The 17,712-nt window shown below is 69.0% G+C and carries 18 protein-coding genes; 17 read left to right on the top strand and 1 reads right to left on the bottom strand.

Features of this window, described 5'->3' with window-relative positions; translation table 11 throughout:
- Positions 1-55 precede the first annotated feature (55 nt).
- The 10 genes from dnaG (at position 56) to rsmA (ending at position 10,059) form a co-directional block, all read left to right on the top strand.
- Entirely contained in the window at positions 56-1,978 is a 1,923-nt protein-coding gene (gene dnaG, locus K2R93_07830; GenBank protein ID MBY0489737.1) for a DNA primase, read from the top strand.
- A 9-nt stretch (positions 1,979-1,987) separates the two neighbouring features.
- A complete protein-coding gene (locus K2R93_07825; GenBank protein ID MBY0489736.1) occupies positions 1,988-2,734 on the top strand; it encodes a hypothetical protein in 747 nt (248 codons plus the stop codon).
- 51 nt (positions 2,735-2,785) lie between these two features.
- Positions 2,786-4,546: a single-stranded-DNA-specific exonuclease RecJ gene (gene recJ, locus K2R93_07820; protein ID MBY0489735.1), complete on the top strand. Its 1,761-nt coding sequence runs from the start codon at positions 2,786-2,788 to the stop codon at positions 4,544-4,546.
- A complete protein-coding gene (gene rsmD, locus K2R93_07815) occupies positions 4,546-5,067 on the top strand; it encodes a 16S rRNA (guanine(966)-N(2))-methyltransferase RsmD (GenBank protein MBY0489734.1) in 522 nt (173 codons plus the stop codon). Before recJ ends, rsmD begins: the two co-directional genes overlap by 1 nt.
- Positions 5,068-5,080: 13 nt before the next feature.
- The gene (coaD, locus tag K2R93_07810; protein ID MBY0489733.1) at positions 5,081-5,638 is read left to right on the top strand and encodes a pantetheine-phosphate adenylyltransferase; all 558 of its coding nucleotides are present in this window, start codon (positions 5,081-5,083) and stop codon (positions 5,636-5,638) included.
- A complete protein-coding gene (locus K2R93_07805) occupies positions 5,635-6,678 on the top strand; it encodes a phosphotransacetylase (GenBank protein MBY0489732.1) in 1,044 nt (347 codons plus the stop codon). Before coaD ends, K2R93_07805 begins: the two co-directional genes overlap by 4 nt.
- A gap of 55 nt (positions 6,679-6,733) precedes the next feature.
- Positions 6,734-7,066 carry an STAS domain-containing protein gene (locus K2R93_07800; protein ID MBY0489731.1) on the top strand — a complete coding sequence of 111 codons (333 nt, stop codon included), beginning with the start codon at positions 6,734-6,736 and terminating at the stop codon, positions 7,064-7,066.
- 85 nt (positions 7,067-7,151) lie between these two features.
- Complete coding sequence (locus K2R93_07795; protein MBY0489730.1) at positions 7,152-7,574, top strand: ATP-binding protein; 423 nt, start codon at positions 7,152-7,154, stop codon at positions 7,572-7,574.
- Complete coding sequence (locus tag K2R93_07790) at positions 7,571-9,244, top strand: SpoIIE family protein phosphatase (GenBank protein MBY0489729.1); 1,674 nt, start codon at positions 7,571-7,573, stop codon at positions 9,242-9,244. The genes K2R93_07795 and K2R93_07790 overlap by 4 nt, the downstream gene beginning before the upstream one ends.
- Positions 9,241-10,059 carry a 16S rRNA (adenine(1518)-N(6)/adenine(1519)-N(6))-dimethyltransferase RsmA gene (rsmA, locus tag K2R93_07785; GenBank protein ID MBY0489728.1) on the top strand — a complete coding sequence of 273 codons (819 nt, stop codon included), beginning with the start codon at positions 9,241-9,243 and terminating at the stop codon, positions 10,057-10,059. Before K2R93_07790 ends, rsmA begins: the two co-directional genes overlap by 4 nt.
- Positions 10,060-10,075: 16 nt before the next feature.
- On the opposite strand, the gene K2R93_07780 is transcribed toward rsmA, so the two are convergent.
- Positions 10,076-10,720 carry a redox-sensing transcriptional repressor Rex gene (locus K2R93_07780; GenBank protein MBY0489727.1) on the bottom strand — a complete coding sequence of 215 codons (645 nt, stop codon included), beginning with the start codon at positions 10,718-10,720 and terminating at the stop codon, positions 10,076-10,078.
- Between the two features lie 98 nt (positions 10,721-10,818).
- On the opposite strand from K2R93_07780, the gene K2R93_07775 reads away from it, so the two are divergent.
- The 7 genes from K2R93_07775 (at position 10,819) to pheT (ending at position 17,709) form a co-directional block, all read left to right on the top strand.
- Positions 10,819-11,805, top strand: coding sequence for a hypothetical protein (locus tag K2R93_07775; protein ID MBY0489726.1), 987 nt, complete (start codon positions 10,819-10,821; stop codon positions 11,803-11,805).
- Entirely contained in the window at positions 11,802-12,683 is an 882-nt protein-coding gene (locus K2R93_07770; GenBank protein MBY0489725.1) for an MBL fold metallo-hydrolase, read from the top strand. The genes K2R93_07775 and K2R93_07770 overlap by 4 nt, the downstream gene beginning before the upstream one ends.
- Before the next feature lie 361 nt (positions 12,684-13,044).
- Positions 13,045-13,533, top strand: coding sequence for a translation initiation factor IF-3 (gene infC / locus K2R93_07765; GenBank protein MBY0489724.1), 489 nt, complete (start codon positions 13,045-13,047; stop codon positions 13,531-13,533).
- Positions 13,534-13,610: 77 nt separating this feature from the next.
- Positions 13,611-13,808: a 50S ribosomal protein L35 gene (gene rpmI / locus K2R93_07760; protein ID MBY0489723.1), complete on the top strand. Its 198-nt coding sequence runs from the start codon at positions 13,611-13,613 to the stop codon at positions 13,806-13,808.
- 12 nt (positions 13,809-13,820) lie between these two features.
- A complete protein-coding gene (gene rplT, locus K2R93_07755; GenBank protein MBY0489722.1) occupies positions 13,821-14,192 on the top strand; it encodes a 50S ribosomal protein L20 in 372 nt (123 codons plus the stop codon).
- A 77-nt stretch (positions 14,193-14,269) separates the two neighbouring features.
- Positions 14,270-15,280: a phenylalanine--tRNA ligase subunit alpha gene (gene pheS / locus K2R93_07750; protein MBY0489721.1), complete on the top strand. Its 1,011-nt coding sequence runs from the start codon at positions 14,270-14,272 to the stop codon at positions 15,278-15,280.
- On the top strand, positions 15,277-17,709 hold the full coding sequence (gene pheT, locus K2R93_07745) for a phenylalanine--tRNA ligase subunit beta (GenBank protein ID MBY0489720.1): 2,433 nt from the start codon (positions 15,277-15,279) through the stop codon (positions 17,707-17,709). The genes pheS and pheT overlap by 4 nt, the downstream gene beginning before the upstream one ends.
- The last annotated feature ends 3 nt before the right edge of the window (positions 17,710-17,712 follow it).

Raw genomic sequence — 17,712 nt, 5'->3', positions numbered from 1 at the left:
CGGCCATCACCCCGGCGCGCTTGATTCCGAGTATGCCCCGCCGTCTGTCCCGCCCATGATCCCCGACGAAACCGTTGAGCGCGTCCGCGCGAGCGCGGATGCGGTGGCGATCATTGGTGAGTTTGTGCCGCTCAAGCGATCGGGCGGCAGTTGGCGCGGGCCGTGCCCATTTCATCAGGGCAAGAATCCAAACTTTTCGGTCACGCCCTCGACGGGGACGTATCACTGCTTCGTGTGCCACGAGAGCGGTGACGTGTTCACCTTTGTCCGCAAGCGGCTCGGGCTCGACTGGCCGGCGGCCGTGAAGTTCGTGGGCGAGAAGGTTGGGATCGAGGTGATCGATGCGCCGCGGCGGGCGCAGGCACCGGATCCCAACGCGCCCAATTACGAAGCGCTCACCGCCGCTGCGGAATGGTTCCAGCAGCAGCTGCGCGATGAATCCGTTGGCCGTGAGGCGCGGGCGTATCTCGACGGCCGCGGGCTCGACGCGTCGGCGCAGGAACGCTTCGGTCTCGGCTTTGCGCCGCGCGAGGCCCACGCGCTGCGGCGATATCTGCACACGCTCGGGATCGACGACAGTCGGCAGTTGGAGTGTGGGCTGCTCGCGCTGCGTGAGGGAGAGACCGAGCCACGGGTTCGCTTCCGCGGGCGCGTCATGTTTCCGATTCACGATGAACTCGGACGACCGGTGGGTTTCGGTGGCCGCGCGATGGGCGACGAGCAACCGAAGTATCTCAACAGTCCTGAATCGGTCGTGTTTCAGAAGCGGCGGACGTTGTACGGTCTGCACACGGCCAAGCAGGCGATGCGCCGCGCCGAGCGCGCGATCATCGTGGAGGGGTATCTCGACGCGATGCGTCTGGCCCTCGCCGGTATCGAGGAGGCCGTGGCCCCGCTGGGCACCGCGCTGACGGAAGAGCAGGCGGCGCTGCTGATGCGCTATGCGCAGGAGATCTATCTCCTGTACGACAGCGACGAAGCTGGACAGAAGGCCACCTTCCGCTCGGGGCACGAGCTGTTGCGCGTGAAGGCGACGGTGCGTGTCGTCTCCCTCCCCGATGGTGAAGATCCGGATTCCTTCGTGCGCACACATGGCCGTGCGGCCATGGAGGCGCAGCTGTCGCAGGCGATCGATCTGTTCGACCGCCAGGTGCAGATGGTCGAACGGCGCGGCATGTTCGCGGATCTCAAGCTCCGTCGCCGCGCGCTCGATCGCCTCCTGCCAACGATTCGCGCCGCGGTGGACCCATTGACGCGTGACATGTATCTCACGCGACTGTCGGAAGCGACGGGGCTCGACAAGAGCACCTTGTCGGTCGAAGCCGAGGCCCTGCCCGCGGCAGACCGTCGCCGCACCGGAGGCGGTGCGCCAAGTTTTGACGCGCCACCGGCGTTCGATGGACCGCCGCCGGAGGCGGGACCGACGGAAGACGCCGAGCCACGCCCACTGCCGCCCCCGCCCGGCGAGCAGCGCCAGCCGTGGCGCGGCAAGAAGTACAAGCAGGGGCCGGAGTGGAAGACCTCGCCCATTCCTCCCCGCGCCGGCAAGGACGAACCGGTCGAACGGGCACTCGTGCGCGCCATGCTCTGGGATCGCGGAGTGGCCGAACGCGTAGCCGAACGTCATCCCCCCGATTCGTTCAGGGATGCGCGCTATCGCGAACTCTTCGAGACCCTGCTCAATGCGCCGCTCGATGACGATCTGGAGCAGATCGCCGAACGCCTCTCCCCGGCCGCGCTGCCACTGTTGCGCGAACTGACGGAGACGGAGCCGGTCGAGGCGAGCAGCGCCGACCTGGACCTCAACCTGCGCAAGCTGGCCGTCCGCAGTATCGACGAGCGGCTCGAGCAGGTCATGCGGGACATGGCGCTGGCCGACAGCGGTGAGGCGAAGGACCAGCTGCTGCGCGAGAAGCTGGAGTTGACCCGAGAGCGGAACGCCATCTTGCCGGTCCGCAGTCCACGCACTAAACCCTAGGAGCGTGGTGTGAGTGACTTCCCTGGAGGGGTAGTGAATCCGGAACTGCAGGCATTGTTGGTGGTGCAGGACGATGATGCGGTCATTCGTGGCATCGAAGAGCGGTTGGCGGCGATCGCGCCACGGCTCGCGGCCATGGATGCGGCCCACAAGGGTGCGGTGGCCAATCTGGCGCGCACTGAGGCCGCGCTCGAAAAGGAACTGGCCCGCCAGCGTGATCTGGATGCCCGCATCACCGATCATCGGCTTCGGCATGACAAGAACGTCGAACTGCTCAACAACGCCGCCAAACTGAAGGAAGCCACGGCGGCCGCCGCGCAGGTGGAGGCGGCTCGGCGGACCCTCGCCGAGGAAGAGAGCGAGTTGCTGGCGATCACGCGGCGCATCACCGATCTGCGGACGGCGGTCGCGGCGCATCGGGACGCCGTGGCGTCGATCGCGGCGGAACAGGCCAGCGCGCGGGAGACGCTCGGCGCCGAGCGCGGCACCCTCGAGGCGGAGCTGACGGCGGCGCGCGCCAAGCGCGTCGAGTCGGCGCGCCATGTCGGCACAGGCTTGCTCGCCAAGTACGACCGGGTGCAGACCCGCCGACGGACCACCGTGGTTGTGGCGCTCCACGAGGACTTCTCCTGTGGCGCCTGCGAGACGGCGATCCCGCTCCAGCGCCGCCCGGCGATGTCCTCCGGCACCGTGGTCGAGCCTTGCGAGGGGTGCGGCGTGCTGCTGTACTATCGGGTCGCACCGCCGCCGGCGTAGGGCGCGGCGCCGAGCTGCCCGGGACATGGTCCTCCCTCTAGATTGGCTCGGGTGACCGTCATCGCCCCGCTTTCCACGCCCGCTGATCTGCCGCCACTGCGGCCGGCTGCGCGTTGGGTGCCGATCAAGGAGCCATCCGCCGCGGTGGTGCGACACTTGATGGACGCGCTCCTCCTCCCCGAGCCCGTCTGTCGGTTGTTGGCGAGCCGGGGCTACGGCGAACCGGAGGCCGCCAAGCGGTTCCTGCGCCCCCGGCTCGAGCACCTCGAACCCGCCGACACGCTGCATGACGCGGAGCGGGCGGTGGCGCGGATCGCCGACGCGGTGCGTCGCCAGGAAACGATCTTCGTCCATGGCGATTACGACGTGGACGGCATGTCCTCGACCGCGCTGCTCACCCGCGTCCTGCGCGGACTGGGGGCACAGCATGTCGTCCCGTTCGTTCCGAATCGGCTGACCGACGGCTACGACCTCGGTCCGGCTGGCGTGTCCGCCGCACTGGCCGCGAAGGCGACGCTTGTAGTGACGTGCGACTGCGGCACCAGCGCGGTGACCTCGGTGGCGGAGCTGACGGCGGCCGGCGTCGATGTGATCATCACCGATCACCATCTCCCCGGCAGTACACTCCCGGCGAGCTACGCGATCTGCAATCCGCGCCACCCGCAGTGCCGCTCGAGCGACAAAGATCTGGCCGCGGTGGGGGTGGCATACAAGCTCGCGCTCGCCCTCTGCGAGGCGATGGGCGTGCCGCCGGCATTGGCCCATCGCCAACTGGATCTGGTCGCGCTCGCGACCATTGCCGACGTGGCGCCTCTGCGGGGCGAGAATCGCGTGCTCGTGCGCTACGGGCTCAAGCTGCTCGCCGAGACCACACATCCCGGGCTGCGGGCCCTTCTGCGTTCGTCCGGGCTCGACGCGAAGCCGCTGACCGCCGGGCGGGTGGGCTTTGTGCTCGCGCCGCGACTCAACGCCGCCGGGCGCATCGCCGACGCCAAGCTCGGCCTCAAGCTGTTGCTCTGCGAGCGGGAAGACGAAGCCAACGTCGTCGCGCGCGAACTCGAGGAGCTGAATCGGGCGCGGCAGGAGCTGGATCGCCACGTGCTCGACGACGCCATGCGACAGCTCGATGCGCCCGGCATGCGCGATCGGTACGCGCACGTGCTGCACCGCGATGGGTGGCATGCCGGCGTGATCGGCATCGTCGCGTCGCGCATCGTGGAACAGACGGCGCGCCCGGCGGTGCTCGTGGCCGTGGAGCAGGGCATCGGGAAAGGCTCCGGTCGCTCCATCAGCGCCTTCGATCTGCACGGCGCCCTCGGGGAGTGTCGCGAGCTGTTCGTGAAGTACGGCGGCCATCGGGCGGCCGCTGGCCTCACCATGGACGCCGCGCACCTCCCGGCGTTCGCCGAACGGTTCGACCAGGTGGCGCGCACGCGGCTCACCGAAGCGGATCTCACGCCTGAACTGCGCGTGGATCTCGACGTGCCGATCGATGACGTCGGCGAGGAGCTCGAGAAGCTGCTCAAGCACTTCGAGCCGTTCGGGATTGGCAATCCGGCACCGCTGTTTCGCACGGCCGGGGTGCGCGTGGCCGCGCCGCCGCGACGCATCGGCAGCGACGGGCTCCGCGTGGCCTTCGACCGGGCGCGCGGCACGATCGATGGCATCGGCTGGGGGCTCGCCCCGCGCGCCACGCTGTTCGATCCCGCCCACCCCGTCGATGTGGCCTATCGCCTCGAGCGCGACGAATACCGGGGCGTGTCCAAACTGCAGCTGCGCGTCGCGGATGCGCGCCTCTCCGGAGCCGACTGATGCGCATCATCGCCGGCCGGTGGCGGGGGCGTCGCATCACGGCGCCAGCGGGCGAGATCGTGCGCCCGACGGGCGATCGCGTGCGCGAAGCCTGGATGAGCATCGTGCACCAGTTGCTTCCGGACGCCCGGGTGCTCGATCTGTGCGCCGGGAGCGGTGCGCTCGGGCTCGAGGCGCTGTCGCGTGGGGCCGCGCGGTGCGACTTCGTCGAGCAGGCCCCCCGGGTGATCAAGACGCTGGAGGCCAACCTCGCCGCCCTGGGCGGTCACGAGGGCGCCGTGATCCGGCGAGACGAGGCCGTGCGCTTCGCCGAGGCGCTGCCGGCCGAGGCGTACGACGTGGCCTTTGCCGATCCCCCGTATGCGAGCGACATCGCCCCCCGGCTCGCCGCGCACTGGATGGCGGTCCCTTTCGCGAGTGTGTTCGCGGTGGAACATTCGTCGGAGGTCGTTCTCCCGGGCGGGGGAGAGACACGCCGGTACGGGACCACCGCCCTGACGTTCTTTCGCGCCCATCCCTGACCGCGCCCTGCTGATGTCCACGCCCCTGCTTGCGCTGTATGCCGGATCGTTCGACCCGATCACCAACGGGCACGTGGATCTCATCACGCGCACGCTCACGTTTGCCGACCGCCTGATCGTCGCGGTGGCCAACAACATGAACAAGCAGCCGCTGTTCAGCGTCGAGGAGCGCATCGGCTTCATCCGCGAAATCACGGGCGCCGATTCACGCATCGAAGTGCGTTCGTTCAGTGGGTTGCTCGTGAACTTCGCCAAGGAAGTGGGCGCGCGCGTGAATGTCCGTGGCCTGCGCGCCGTCAGCGACTTCGAGTACGAGTTCCAGATCGCGCTCATGAACCGCCACCTGCGCCCCGAGCTCGAAACGGTGTTCATGACGCCGTCGCTCGACACGACGTACATCAGCTCGAGCATGGTTCGCGAAGTGGCCAAATTCGGTGGCGACGTCACCGGGCTGGTGCATCCGGTCGTGGCCGAGGCGCTGGTGACGCGGTACGCCGAATCGCGGGCCTCCGTGGCGCGAGACGTGGTGGCACGCGCGGCCGCGGCCGCCGCGGCGGCGGGCCCGGCATGACGACAGGGGCCGACACGGGGCCATCGGCGGCCACGGCGTTCCTCGACTCGCTGCACGAGCGCGCGGGGCGGGCGCCGCGCACGATCCTCTTTCCGGAGGCCACCGATATCCGCACGGCGCAGGCGGTGCTCGCGCTGCAGAAGCGGGGATCGGTGCGCCCGGTGCTGGTGCGCCGCAGTGATGCCCCGACCGGCGTCGTGCCGATCGGGGTCCAGCTGCTCGATCCGCTCGATGATCCGCGGACCGACGCGGTGGTGGCGCACCTGCTGGCCCGTCGCGGCGGGAAGGGGTTGAGCCGAGACGACGCGGAGCGGTTGGCCGTCGATCCGTTGTACTTCGCCGATTCGCTGGTGGCGATGGGGATCGCCGACGGCTGCGTGGCCGGCGCAGTGCATACGACCGCTGACGTGTTGCGGGCAGCGCTCTGGACGATCGGCGCCGCGCCGGGCGTGCGGACGGTGTCGTCCAGCTTCTACCTCATCGTGCCGCCGTTCCGCACCGGCGCGCCGGAAGTGCTGACCTTTACCGATTGCGCCGTCCTCCCCGATCCCACGGCCCGCCAGCTGGCCGATATCGCGCTGGCTGCGGCGGCGGACCGACGGCGCATCGTCGGGGACGAACCGCGCGTCGCGTTCCTGTCGTTCAGCACGATGGGGAGCGCGGACGCCCCGTCGGTCAGCAAGGTTCGCGAAGCGGTCGCGCTGGTGCGCGCCGAGGCGCCCGAGTTGACCGTCTCCGGCGAGCTGCAGGCCGACGCGGCACTCATCCCCGAGATCGCGGCCCGCAAGGCGCCCGGCGAGGGTGCCGCCGGCCAGGCCAACGTGCTGGTGTTCCCCTCGCTCGACGCCGGGAACATCGCCTACAAGCTGGTCCAGCGGGTGGCCCATGGCACAGCCATCGGCCCCATTCTGCAGGGGCTGGCGCGCCCGTGCAGTGACTTGTCCCGCGGGGCAACGGCCGACGACATTGTGCATGTCGCCGCGATCACGGCGCTGCAGGCCACCGGCCCGCACGCGCCCCCGATCACGACGGCGTCGTGACCCGTTTGCCATTGCGCCTGTACACGCCGCCCGCCGGCCCCACGCGAGACCGCCCATGAGCTTCACCCTCGATCGTACCGATGACCTCCTGCTCGTGACGGTGGACGGCCAGCTCGTGGTCGCCAATCGGCAGGAGTTCAAGCAGGCGATCCTCGACGGGATGGAGCAGGGCGCACGCGTGGTGATCGTGGATTTCACGAACTCGCCCTACATCGACAGCTCCGGGCTCGGCGCGCTGGTCTCGCTCAGTCGCCGCCTGCGCGATGCCGGCGGTGACCTGCGGCTCGTCGGTCTCAACGACGACCTGCGCTCGCTCTTCGAACTCACGCGCCTCGACCAGCTCTTTCCCCTCTTCGCCACGCGCGACGACGCCGTGGCGGGTCGCTGAGTCTCGCTCGCGGACGCGCCGCGTGAGCCCGTCTGTCTCACCTCGTTCTGCCAAACGCCGCGGTGCCGCGGCCGCGGAGTCGCCGATGGAGCACGTGCGTGAGTGGACGCTGGCGACGGATGTGCAGCGCATTCCGGCGGTGATCGACGAGATCGTCGGTCTCTGTCGTGCGGCGGGGTATTCGGCGCGCCACTGTCAGCTGAATGTGCCCGTGGCCGTCACGGAGGCGATCGCCAACGCCATGCTTCGCGGCAACGGCAACGCGCCCGAACGCCGTGTGCTGGTGTTGGCGGTGGTGAGCGAGCACCGGTTGCTGGTGGAGGTCACCGACGAAGGGCCGGGCTTCGACCTCGGCGCGGTGTCGCAGTCACCCGATGACGCCGACTGGTTCGAGCGGGAACGCGGGCGGGGCGTGTTTCTGATGCGCTCGCTCATGGATCTCGTGGAGAACGATCGCGTCGAGCATCCGCACGGGCATCGGCTCCGCCTTACGCTCCACCGCGCATGACCGAAGTCACCGCCCTTCTGGCCGCCTTTCTGGAGGCCACCGGGCGTGAGGCCGCGATCTGGGAGCGACGGGAAGGCAGCGTGACCCCCACGCTGCTGGGAAGCTCCTCCGAGGCCTTCGCCGAGCGTACCGAGCCCGGGGTCCGCGCGTGGGACGTCGCCACGTGGGCGCGCGCGCAGGCGCTCCACGCGCAGCTGGTCACGACCGGAGAGGGCGTGGGCTGGCTCTTCGTGGAGCCCGGTCATGCGGCCGATGCCGATCGCCTGCTCGGTCGGCTCGTGCCCCTCATGCGTCGCCTCACCCGCGAACGCGATGGGGCCACGCGCGAGCTCGTGGAGCGCTACGAAGAGATCAATCTGCTCTACGCCATCGGCGAACTGCTCGGCAGCTCCACGTCAGTGGAGAGCGTGGCGGACACGCTGCTCGCCGAGCTCGCCGAAACGGTCGGCGCGCCGCGCGCGGTGTTTCTGCAGACCAACCGGTCGCAGGGCATTCTGCGCCCGATCGCGGCACTGGGGCTCAGCGTCGATGACTATCCCCCAGTGCACTTTGATGCGACGGGGCACATCGCGGTGCGCGCCTTCCGGAGCAGCGGGGCCAGTACCGAAGACGGCATCGCCGGCATCTCGGCGGACCCCGTGCTCGCGCCGCAGGGGGAACCGTTGCTCGCGGTGGCGATCACGCGCCCGTCGTCGAGTCTGCACATCACCGGCAGTTATCCGGCCGTTGGCACCCGACGTGGCGCCGATCCGACGCCGCCGATCACGGTGCCGCTCAGCGTCCCCATGAGCAGCGCCCCCCTCGGTGTGCTCGTCCTCGCCGGTCGGCGCGGCGGGCATCCGTTCAGCGCTGGCGATCGCAAGCTGGCGCTCGCGGTAAGCACCCAGGTCGGCACCGCGATGCACAATGCGTCGCTGGTGCGCGCCGCCGTGGAGCGGCAGCAGCTCGCCCGGGAACTGCTCCTCGCGCAGGAGCTGCAGCTCAAGTTGATGCCGAAGCCGGCGGTCGTGCATCCGGAGGCGCGGGCCGCCGCGCGCGTGGAGGCCGCCGAAAGCGTCGGCGGCGACTTCTATCTGCTCGCGCGGCTCGATCAGTACCGCACCGGCGTGCTGATCGGCGACGTGTCCGGGCATGGCTATCAGTCCGCGCTGATCATGGCACTCGCGTTGAGTGCGGCGGCCATTCATGTGCAGGCCGCGTTCGATCCGTCCATCGCGGTGGAGTCGGTGCAGCGCTCGCTGCAGGACGAACTCGAGAGCACGGAGATGTCCGTCTCGATGTGCTACGCCGTCATCGATTCGCGCGCGCAGGAAGTGCGGTATGCCAATGCCGGCCATCCCCACTGCTTCAAACTGTCCGCCGACGGCCAGTGCGTGCGCATGGGCGCGGTCGCGCCGCCGCTCGGCTTTGGCGACGGCACGGTGGAAGAAAGCGTCATGCGCTGGCGCGCCGGTGATCGGCTCGTCTTTCTGACCGATGGCGTCATCGACGCCCGCGATGCACGCAATACCCGACTCAGTGAGGCGCAGGTGATCCGTACGCTCGAGGCGACGCCCGCCGATGCCACCCCTGATCAGATCGTCGCGGCCGTGTTCGCGCGGGTCGATGCCCATATCGGGCGCACGCCACTCAAGGATGACTGCACGGTCGTTGTGGTGGACCGGCCGTGAGGCAGTCCCGACGCCCGCGCCCGGATGCGTTGCCCGCACCACGCAAGCGCTTCGGGCAGCACTTCCTCAAGGACGATCGCGTGCTCGATTCGATCGCCGACGCGCTGGGTGACGTGCGCGAGCACACGGTGATCGAGATCGGCCCCGGTCGTGGTGCGCTGACGGACAAGCTGGTCGAACGCGCGGGGCGCCTGGTGGCCATCGAACTCGATCGCGATCTCGTGGCGCATCTCCGCGCGCGCTACGCGGCGCGCCCGCACGTCTCGATCGTGGAAGGGGACGTGCTGCAACAGGATCTGGGGGCGCTGGCCGGCGGCCCGTACGTGCTCGCGGGGAATGTGCCGTATTACATCACCACGCCGATCATCTTCCACGCGCTGACGGTGCCGCGCCCGGAGCGCGCGGTGTATCTGGTGCAGAAGGAAGTCGCCGATCGCATGGCCGCGCCACCGGGCGACAAGATCTATGGGGCCCTCAGCGTCAATCTGCAGGCGCTGGTGCAGGTGGAGATGATCCGGAAGGTGCCGCCGAAAAGCTTCAATCCGCCACCCGCCGTGGACTCGGCCGTGGTGCGCGTCACCCCACGCGCCGATCCGGTGATCGAGCCCGCGCTCGAAGCGCGCTATCGACAGTTTGTTCTGGCGGCGTTCGGCTTGCGCCGCAAGCAGCTCATTCGCGTCGTGCGGACGGCCGCCAATCTTGATCCTGAGCGGGCCGCGGCGGCGATTGAGGCGGCCGGTCTGCCTACCGACGTCCGCCCCGAGATGCTGTCACCCGACGACTTCGCCCGACTGGTGCGCGCCCTGCCGGGATGAGGCGCCACGCGGCGATTCAGGCCGCGCCCTGATCGAGCAATTCGCTGTTCGTGAGCGCGAACGAGAGCCCTTCGAGCTCCATCGCCATGTTGACGGACTTGAGCGAGACATGCGGCGGTACGGCAATCTGCGCGGGGGCGAAGTTGAGGATCGCCCGGATGCCGGCTTCGATCAGCGTATCCACGACCGCCTGGGCGTTCTCACTCGGTATCGCGAGCACCGCGATGCGCGCGCCTTCGCGCTGCACATCCTTGGCGACGTCGGCCATCGGGCGAATGGTGGACGCGCCCCACGTCGTGCCGACCTTGGCCGGATCATTGTCGTAGACCCCCACGACCGTGAAGCCGCGCTGCCGAAAGCCACGATAGTTGGCCAGCGCCGCCCCGATCTTGCCGGCCCCCACGATGATGACCTTCCACTCCTGACCGAGTCCCAGGATCTCACGGAGGTGGGCGGTGAGCTCGTGCACCGGATAGCCGAGCCCCCGCTTCCCGAAGGAGCCGAAGAACGACAGGTCCTTGCGCACCTGCGCCGGGGTGGTCCCGCACAGATGGGCGAGCTCATCACTCGAGGCGGTCTGCTGGCCGTGGGTGTCGAGGTCTTCGAGGTACCGGAGGTACATCGAGAGGCGACGAACGGTAGAGTCGGCGATGCGCTTCACAGGACGGGCAGAACCTCAGGGGGGAGTGCTTGTGAAATTCTTCACAAAGGGTAGTAAGTCGCGCCGCGTTCCACCAGCACCCCAGCTATCTTCCCCCCGTGCATTCCCCGAACTTCGGCACCCGGGCCACGCCACGCCCGACCACCCTCTCGGCACGCGCCGTCCGCCGCCTCGCCGACGGCCCCCTCGACGCCCAGACGCTCATGCGCGACGTCTGTCAGGTTGATCGGCTGCAAGCGGATGCCGCGGAGCGGATGGCCCTCGCGCTCCTGTCGAGCCATCCGGAGTTCGTCCGGTTGCCCAGCGGGCACTGGGCGCTTGCGGAAGGCGTCGCGGCTCCGGTCGCGGCGGCCGCGGCGGTGGCCCCCGGGTCGGTCCCGCCGGGATCGGCCGAGACCGGTGAGCGCCGTGCGGCGCCGGAGGTCGGTGCCGGGCCACGTCTCGCGGATATTGCCTTCGCCGTCGTGGACGTGGAAACCACCGGGACCCGAGCCAGCGGCGGGGATCGCATCACTGAGATCGCCATCGCCTCGGTGCGCGGCGGTGAGGTCACCGAGGTGTACACGCAGTTGATCAACCCGGAACGCCCGATTCCGCCGTACATCACCCAGCTCACGCAGATCAGCTGGGAGATGGTCAAGGATCAACCCTGTTTTCGCCACGTGGCCGACGAAATCGTCCAGCGACTGGCCGGCGCCGTCTTCGTGGCCCACAACGCCGCCTTCGACTGGCGGTTCGTGAGTGAGGAGCTGCGCCGCGGGACCGGGCGCGAACTGGCCGGCCCGCGGCTGTGCACGGTGCGTCTGGCGCGGGTCCTGCTCCCCGAACTCAGTCGCCGCTCGCTCGATCACGTGACGCGGCACTTCGGCATCGAGATCGAGGCGCGCCATCGGGCCGCCGGCGATGCCGTCGCCACCGCGCAGGCACTCTGTCGCATGCTGACGCTCGCCGAGCGCGAGGGCATCCACACGTGGGACGACCTCGAGGGGTTGGTCCGGGCCCCGATGCGACGCGGGCGTGCCTCGGCCTCCGATCGCCGTCGGCGCGCGTTCCCCCTTCCTGCCGTTGAGGATTACATCGCGTGAGCTTTCCGGAGCCTCTCATCGACACCCGCACCCTGGGACGTTGGCGGATTCACGCCATTCAGGCCGGTGGCCAGCAGCTCGACGGGGGGGCGATGTTCGGCGTCGTCCCCAAGACGCTGTGGGAGCGTCGGCTCGCCGCCGACGCCAAGAACCGGATCCCGATGGGGATGCGCTGCCTGCTGATCGAGCACGATGACGGTCTCGTGCTGCTCGACACGGGCTCGGGGAACAAGGAGACCACCAAGTTCCACGACATCTACGGCATCGAGAATGGCGGGGCCGACGGGCGCACGGCGCTCGAAGATGGGATTCGGGCCGCCGGCCATCGTCCGGAGGACATCGCGCTCGTCATCAACACCCATCTGCACTTCGACCACGCCGGCGGGAATACGTGGCGGGCGCCGACCGGGGAGGTGCTGCCCACGTTCCCGAACGCCCGCTACGTGGTGCAGGCGGGGGAGTTTGCCTACGCCACGCACACGAACGAGCGCACGGCGGCGAGCTATTTCCCGCCGAACTGGGACGCCATCGTGGCGCAGGGGCGGTTCGACCTGATCGACGGTGACCGGGAGATCGTGCCGGGGATCAGCGTGCGGCGGACGCCGGGCCATACGCCGCATCACCAGAGCGTGCTGCTGCGGTCGGGCGGGGAGGTCTGCTGCTTTCTGGGGGATGTCGTCCCGACGGCGCACCATCTCCCGTTGCCGTGGATCATGGGGTACGACGTGGAGCCGCTGGTGACGCTGGAATCGAAGCGGGCGCTGCTGGCCGACGCGATGCGGGAGGAGTGGCTGCTCGTCTTTGAGCACGACGCCCACGTCGGCTTCGGGCGGGCCGCCCACGACGGGAAGGCCTATCGGCTGGCGGACGGGGGCTGACGGCGGGGCGGAGGGCGCTCTCGCGCGCTAACCTTCGCACTGGCAGGACTTTCCACGGGATCCCCCCTTGACCGGCCGCCGAGACCGTCTAGGTTTCCCCTGCTAGTCTTACAATCGAGCAAGTGGATCGGCAGCGACGCCGCTCCCACCCTTCGGCCCTCACGCCCGGTTCAGCCGGCGGAGGTGTGCTGCTGGAGTCCATCGAACCGGCTTCGCCCGTGGTCCGTCTGCACGCATGCGTGTGGAGATCCCATTGGGCGGGAACGCCGTTTGCGACGCGGGCTCCACACAGGGGTCCGCGTTTTCTGTTTCTTCTACCGGAGTACGCACTATTCAGGATTCGACGAAGCGTCCGCCTCGGGTGAACCGGCAGATCCGGATCAGCCCCGTTCGCGTGATCGGTGCCGATGGCAGTCAGCTGGGCATCCTGGAAGTCGACGCCGCACTGTCGATGGCCGCGGAGCAGGGACTCGATCTCGTCGAGGTGGCGGCAGCGGCTCGGCCCCCCGTCGTTCGCATCATGGACTACGGGAAGTTCAAGTTCGAACAGGCCAAGCAGGCGCGGCTCGCGAAGAAGAAGCAGCACATCATCCATCTCAAGGAAGTGAAGTACCGCCCTGGGATCGATGATCACGACTTCGATACGAAGACCCGCCACGCGCGGAAATTCCTCGAAGAAGGCAACAAGGTGAAGGTGACGCTGATGTTCCGCGGCCGACAGATCGCGCACCCCGAGCTGGGGCGGGCGGTGGTCGAGCGGGTCGGGCAGGAACTGGCCGATCTCGCGAAGGTCGAAAGCGCCCCCACCATGGAAGGGAAGTCCATGACGATGATCCTCGCGCCGAAGTGATCACCCTCGGGTGATCGGCGCGTGATCCATGCAGGGCCGCTCCACAAGGGGCGGTTGACCAGAGCCGTGAGCGAATCATGCCGAAGATGAAGACCCACAGCGGCGCCAAGAAGCGCTTCTCCGTGACGGGATCGGGGAAGGTGCGGCGCCTGAAGGCGTACAAGAGCCACATCCTGACCAAGAAGGACGCCAAGCGGAAGCGTAATCTCCGTCGCCCGGCCATCGTCGAGACCAACGGCGAAGCCAAGCGTATCAAGCGTCTCATCCTGGCCTGAGGATCTCCCACTATGCCACGCGTCAAGTCCAACGTCGTTCGTCTCAAGCGCAAGAAGCAGATCCTCAAGCACGCCAAGGGCGCCTTTGGTGGCCGCTCGAAGCTGTGGAAGGCCGCCAAGGAAACCGTGGAGCGCGGCTGGCGCTACGCGTACCGCGACCGCAAGAACAAGAAGCGCGATTTCCGCCGCCTCTGGATCGTGCGTATCAACGCCGCCGCGCGCCTGCATGACATGTCGTACTCGGTGTTCATCAACGGCCTCCACGCCGCTGGCATCGAGATCGACCGCAAGGTCCTCGCCGACCTCGCCGTGCGTGAGCCGGAGGCCTTCGCGGCCATCGCCGCGCAGGTCAAGCAGGCGATCGAAGCGAAGTCTGCCGCGTAATCCGCGGTCGTAGTTACTTTGCGAGGGCCGGCGTCACTGCGATGCCGGCCCTTCGTGTACCCGTCTCCGATTTTCCCGTGCAGCTCTCCGATTATCTCGCCCAGGCCGAGGCCTTGGCGGCCGAATGCCGGGCGCTCCTCGAGGGCCTCGAGCCGGCCACGCGGCTCGATGTCGCCAAGGGGCAGCTCAACGCCCTCAAGGACGACCGCCTCGCCGCGCTCCAGGGCGGCCTCCGCGCGCTGCCCCCCGAGGATCGCCGGGCCGCCGGTGGCGCCTTCAACACGCTCAAGACGGCCATCCAGGATGCGCTCGACGCCTTCGCCGCGCGACAGGCCGCGGCCTCCGGCGCGGTGGCATTCGACGCCACCATGCCGGCGCGGCGCACGTGGCGGGGCTCGCTGCATCCCGTCACCATGGTGATCGACGAGATCGCGGACATCTTCCGCGAGCTCGGGTTCACCATCGCGCTCGGCCCGGAAGCGGAAACGGAGTGGTACAACTTCGGCGCCCTGAACTTTCCGAGCGATCATCCGGCGATGGAGCTGCACGATACGCTCTATCTCGGCGAGCACACGCTGCTGCGCACCCACACGTCGCCGGTGCAGGTGCGCTCGATGCAGCGCTTCGCGCCGCCCGTGCGCGTGCTCGCGCCCGGGCAGGTGTATCGGCGCGACTTCTTCGATGCGACGCACGCCCCGGCGTTCATGCAGCTCGAAGGGCTCGCCATCGACGAAGGCGTCAGCTTTGCCGATCTCAAGGCCACCCTCGCCGAGTTTGCGCGCCGTTTTTACGGTGCCTCACGGCGGGTGCGCTTCGGCCCCTCGTACTTCCCGTTCGTCGAGCCCGGCGCGCAGATGGACGTCGAAGTGGACCTCGGCGACGGCAAGGGGCTGCGGTGGGTGGAGATCATGGGGTGCGGCATGGTGCACCCGAACGTGATCGAAGCGGCCGGGCTCGATAGTGAGAAGTACACCGGCTGGGCCTTCGGCATGGGCCCGGCGCGTATCGCCATGTCGCGGTACGGCATCAACGACATTCGCATCCTGTACGACTCGGATGTGCGCTTCCTGGAGCAGTTCGCGCGATGATCGTTTCCCACGAGTGGTTGAAGCAGTTCGCGCCGCACACGCTGAGCGCGCCGGAGATCGGTGAGGCGCTGAGCCGCCATTGCGTCACGCTCGATAATCTCGAATCGTTGGGCGGTCAGCTCGCGCCGTTCGTCGTGGCCCAGGTCGTCGAAGCCGGTCGCCATCCGAATTCGGATCACCTGTGGGTGACCAAGGTCGATGACGGCAGTGGCACGCTGCTCGACGTCGTGTGCGGCGCCCCCAACGTGGTGGCGGGGAACAAGTATCCCTTCGCCCGCACCGGCACCGTCATGCCCGGCGGTCTCAAGATCGAGAAGCGCAAGATTCGCGGCGAAACGTCGAACGGCATGCTCTGCTCGGCGCGGGAGCTCGGCCTCGGCGAGGAGCACGATGGCATCCTCACGCTCGACACCGACGCCGCGCCGGGGACGCCGATCACCGAGGTTATCCGCGTCGCCGACGCCCGGCTCGAGCTCGACGTCCTGCCGAATCGCCCCGACCTGCTCTCGCACCTCGGGATGGCGCGCGAGGTCGCCGCGATCACCGGCGCCGCGCTCCAGGTCGTACCCACCGATCTGACGGCCACGCCGAGTGCGCTGCCGGCGATCACGGGCGGCACGAGCGCCACCGGTGTGCACGCGCGCGTCACGGTGGAAGACGCGGTCAGTTGCCCGCGGTACGTCGCGGTCGTGATCCGCGGCGTGACGGTTGGCCCGAGCCCGAAGTGGCTCAGCAGCCGCCTCGAGGCCATTGGGTCGCGCAGCATCAGCAATGTGGTCGACGCCACCAACTACGTGCTCCATGGCTTCGGCCAGCCGGTGCATGCGTTCGATCTCGCCAAGCTCTCCGGCCAGGCGATCGTCGTGCGTCCCACGCGCGCGGGCGAGCAGCTCGTTACGCTCGATGGCCAGACGCGCGCGCTGGCCACCAACACCACCTGCATCTGCGACGGCGCCGCGCCGGTGGCGCTCGCCGGCGTGATGGGCGGGCGTGACAGCGAAGTCACCGACGGCACCACCGACGTGCTGCTCGAAGTCGCGGTCTTCGATCCCAAGTTCGTGCGGCGTGTGCGCAAGGCGGTCGGCCTCAGCACCGATGCGAGCTATCGGTTCGAGCGCGGCATCGATGCCGGCAACACGCTCGACGTGGCGCGCCTCGCCGCCGCGTTGATCACGCAGGTCGCTGGCGGTGAGGTGGTGGAAGTGCTGGATGTGGGCAGCGCGCCGGCGCCCACGGCGCCCGTCACGCTCCGCCCGGCGCGCCTCGAGCGGCTGCTCGGCATGCCCGTGAGCACCGGGGAGATCACGCGTCGCCTCATGTCGCTCGGTTGCACGGTGACCGCCGCCGGGGACGCGCTTGCGGTGACCGCACCGTCGTGGCGCCATGACCTCGGCCTCGAAGTTGATCTGATCGAAGAGGTCGCGCGACTGATCGGGTTCGATGCGCTGCCCGATGAGCTCCGGCCGTTCCGGGCCGGTTCGGCACCGGATCATCCGCTTCATCTCGCCGGGCGGCGCGTTCGCGACGTGCTGGTGGGGCTGGGGCTCGCCGAAACGCGCCCGATGCCGTTCACCGCGACCGGGAGCGAGCACTCACCCCGCGTGCGCAATCCGCTCGCGGAAGACGAACCCTTCTTGCGTGCCTCGGTCCTCGATACGCTGGCTCGCCGGGCCGAGTACAACCTCTCGCGCATGCAGGGGAACCTCCGGCTGTTTGAGATCGGCAACACGTTCACGCCGCGTGCGGGCCGGCTGCCGCTCGAAGAGGTGCGGGTGGGAGCGCTGCTGATGGGCGCCCGGCGCCCGGCACATTTCACGGAGCCGAATCCGCCCGCGTACGACATCTGGGATGCGAAGGAGCTGGCGGAGCGGTTGCTCACGGCGGCGTTTCCAGGGGCGACGGCCCAGCTCGTGCCCGGCGACGTGAACACGCCGTGGACGCTGGAAGTGCAGGGGCGTCGCGTCGGCCATGTGGAGCGCGTCGCGCTCGACCGGCCGGTGTGGGCGTCGGACGCGTGGGGGGTGGAGATCACGCTCGGCGAGATGTCGAGTGACGATGTGGCGCCGGCCGGGCAGTCCGCCCACGCGCCGGCGGTGCGTGAGTCGGGCGCGGCCACGGCCGTGCGTTTCGTCCCGCTCCCGACGACGCCGGCGGCGGAGATCGATCTGGCATTGGTCGTGCCCGACAGCGTTGCCGCAGCCGCGGTCGAGGCGACCTTGCAGCAGGCTGGCGGTGAGCTGCTGGAACGCGTGCAGCTGTTCGACGAATTCCGCGGGGAGGGCATCCCGGCGGGGGCTCGCTCGCTGGCGTGGCGGTTGACGTTCCGGCATTCCGAGCGCACGCTCAGAGATAAGGAGATCGAGGGGCGACGCGCCAAGCTCCTCGAGGTGTTGGACAAGGAGCTGGGGATTCGCCCCCGCGCCTCCTGATCC

Source organism: Gemmatimonadaceae bacterium, from assembly GCA_019752115.1.
GTDB lineage: Bacteria > Gemmatimonadota > Gemmatimonadetes > Gemmatimonadales > Gemmatimonadaceae > Gemmatimonas.
Note: the sequence above shows the minus strand (reverse complement) of the source record. Positions and strands in the feature narration are given on the sequence as shown.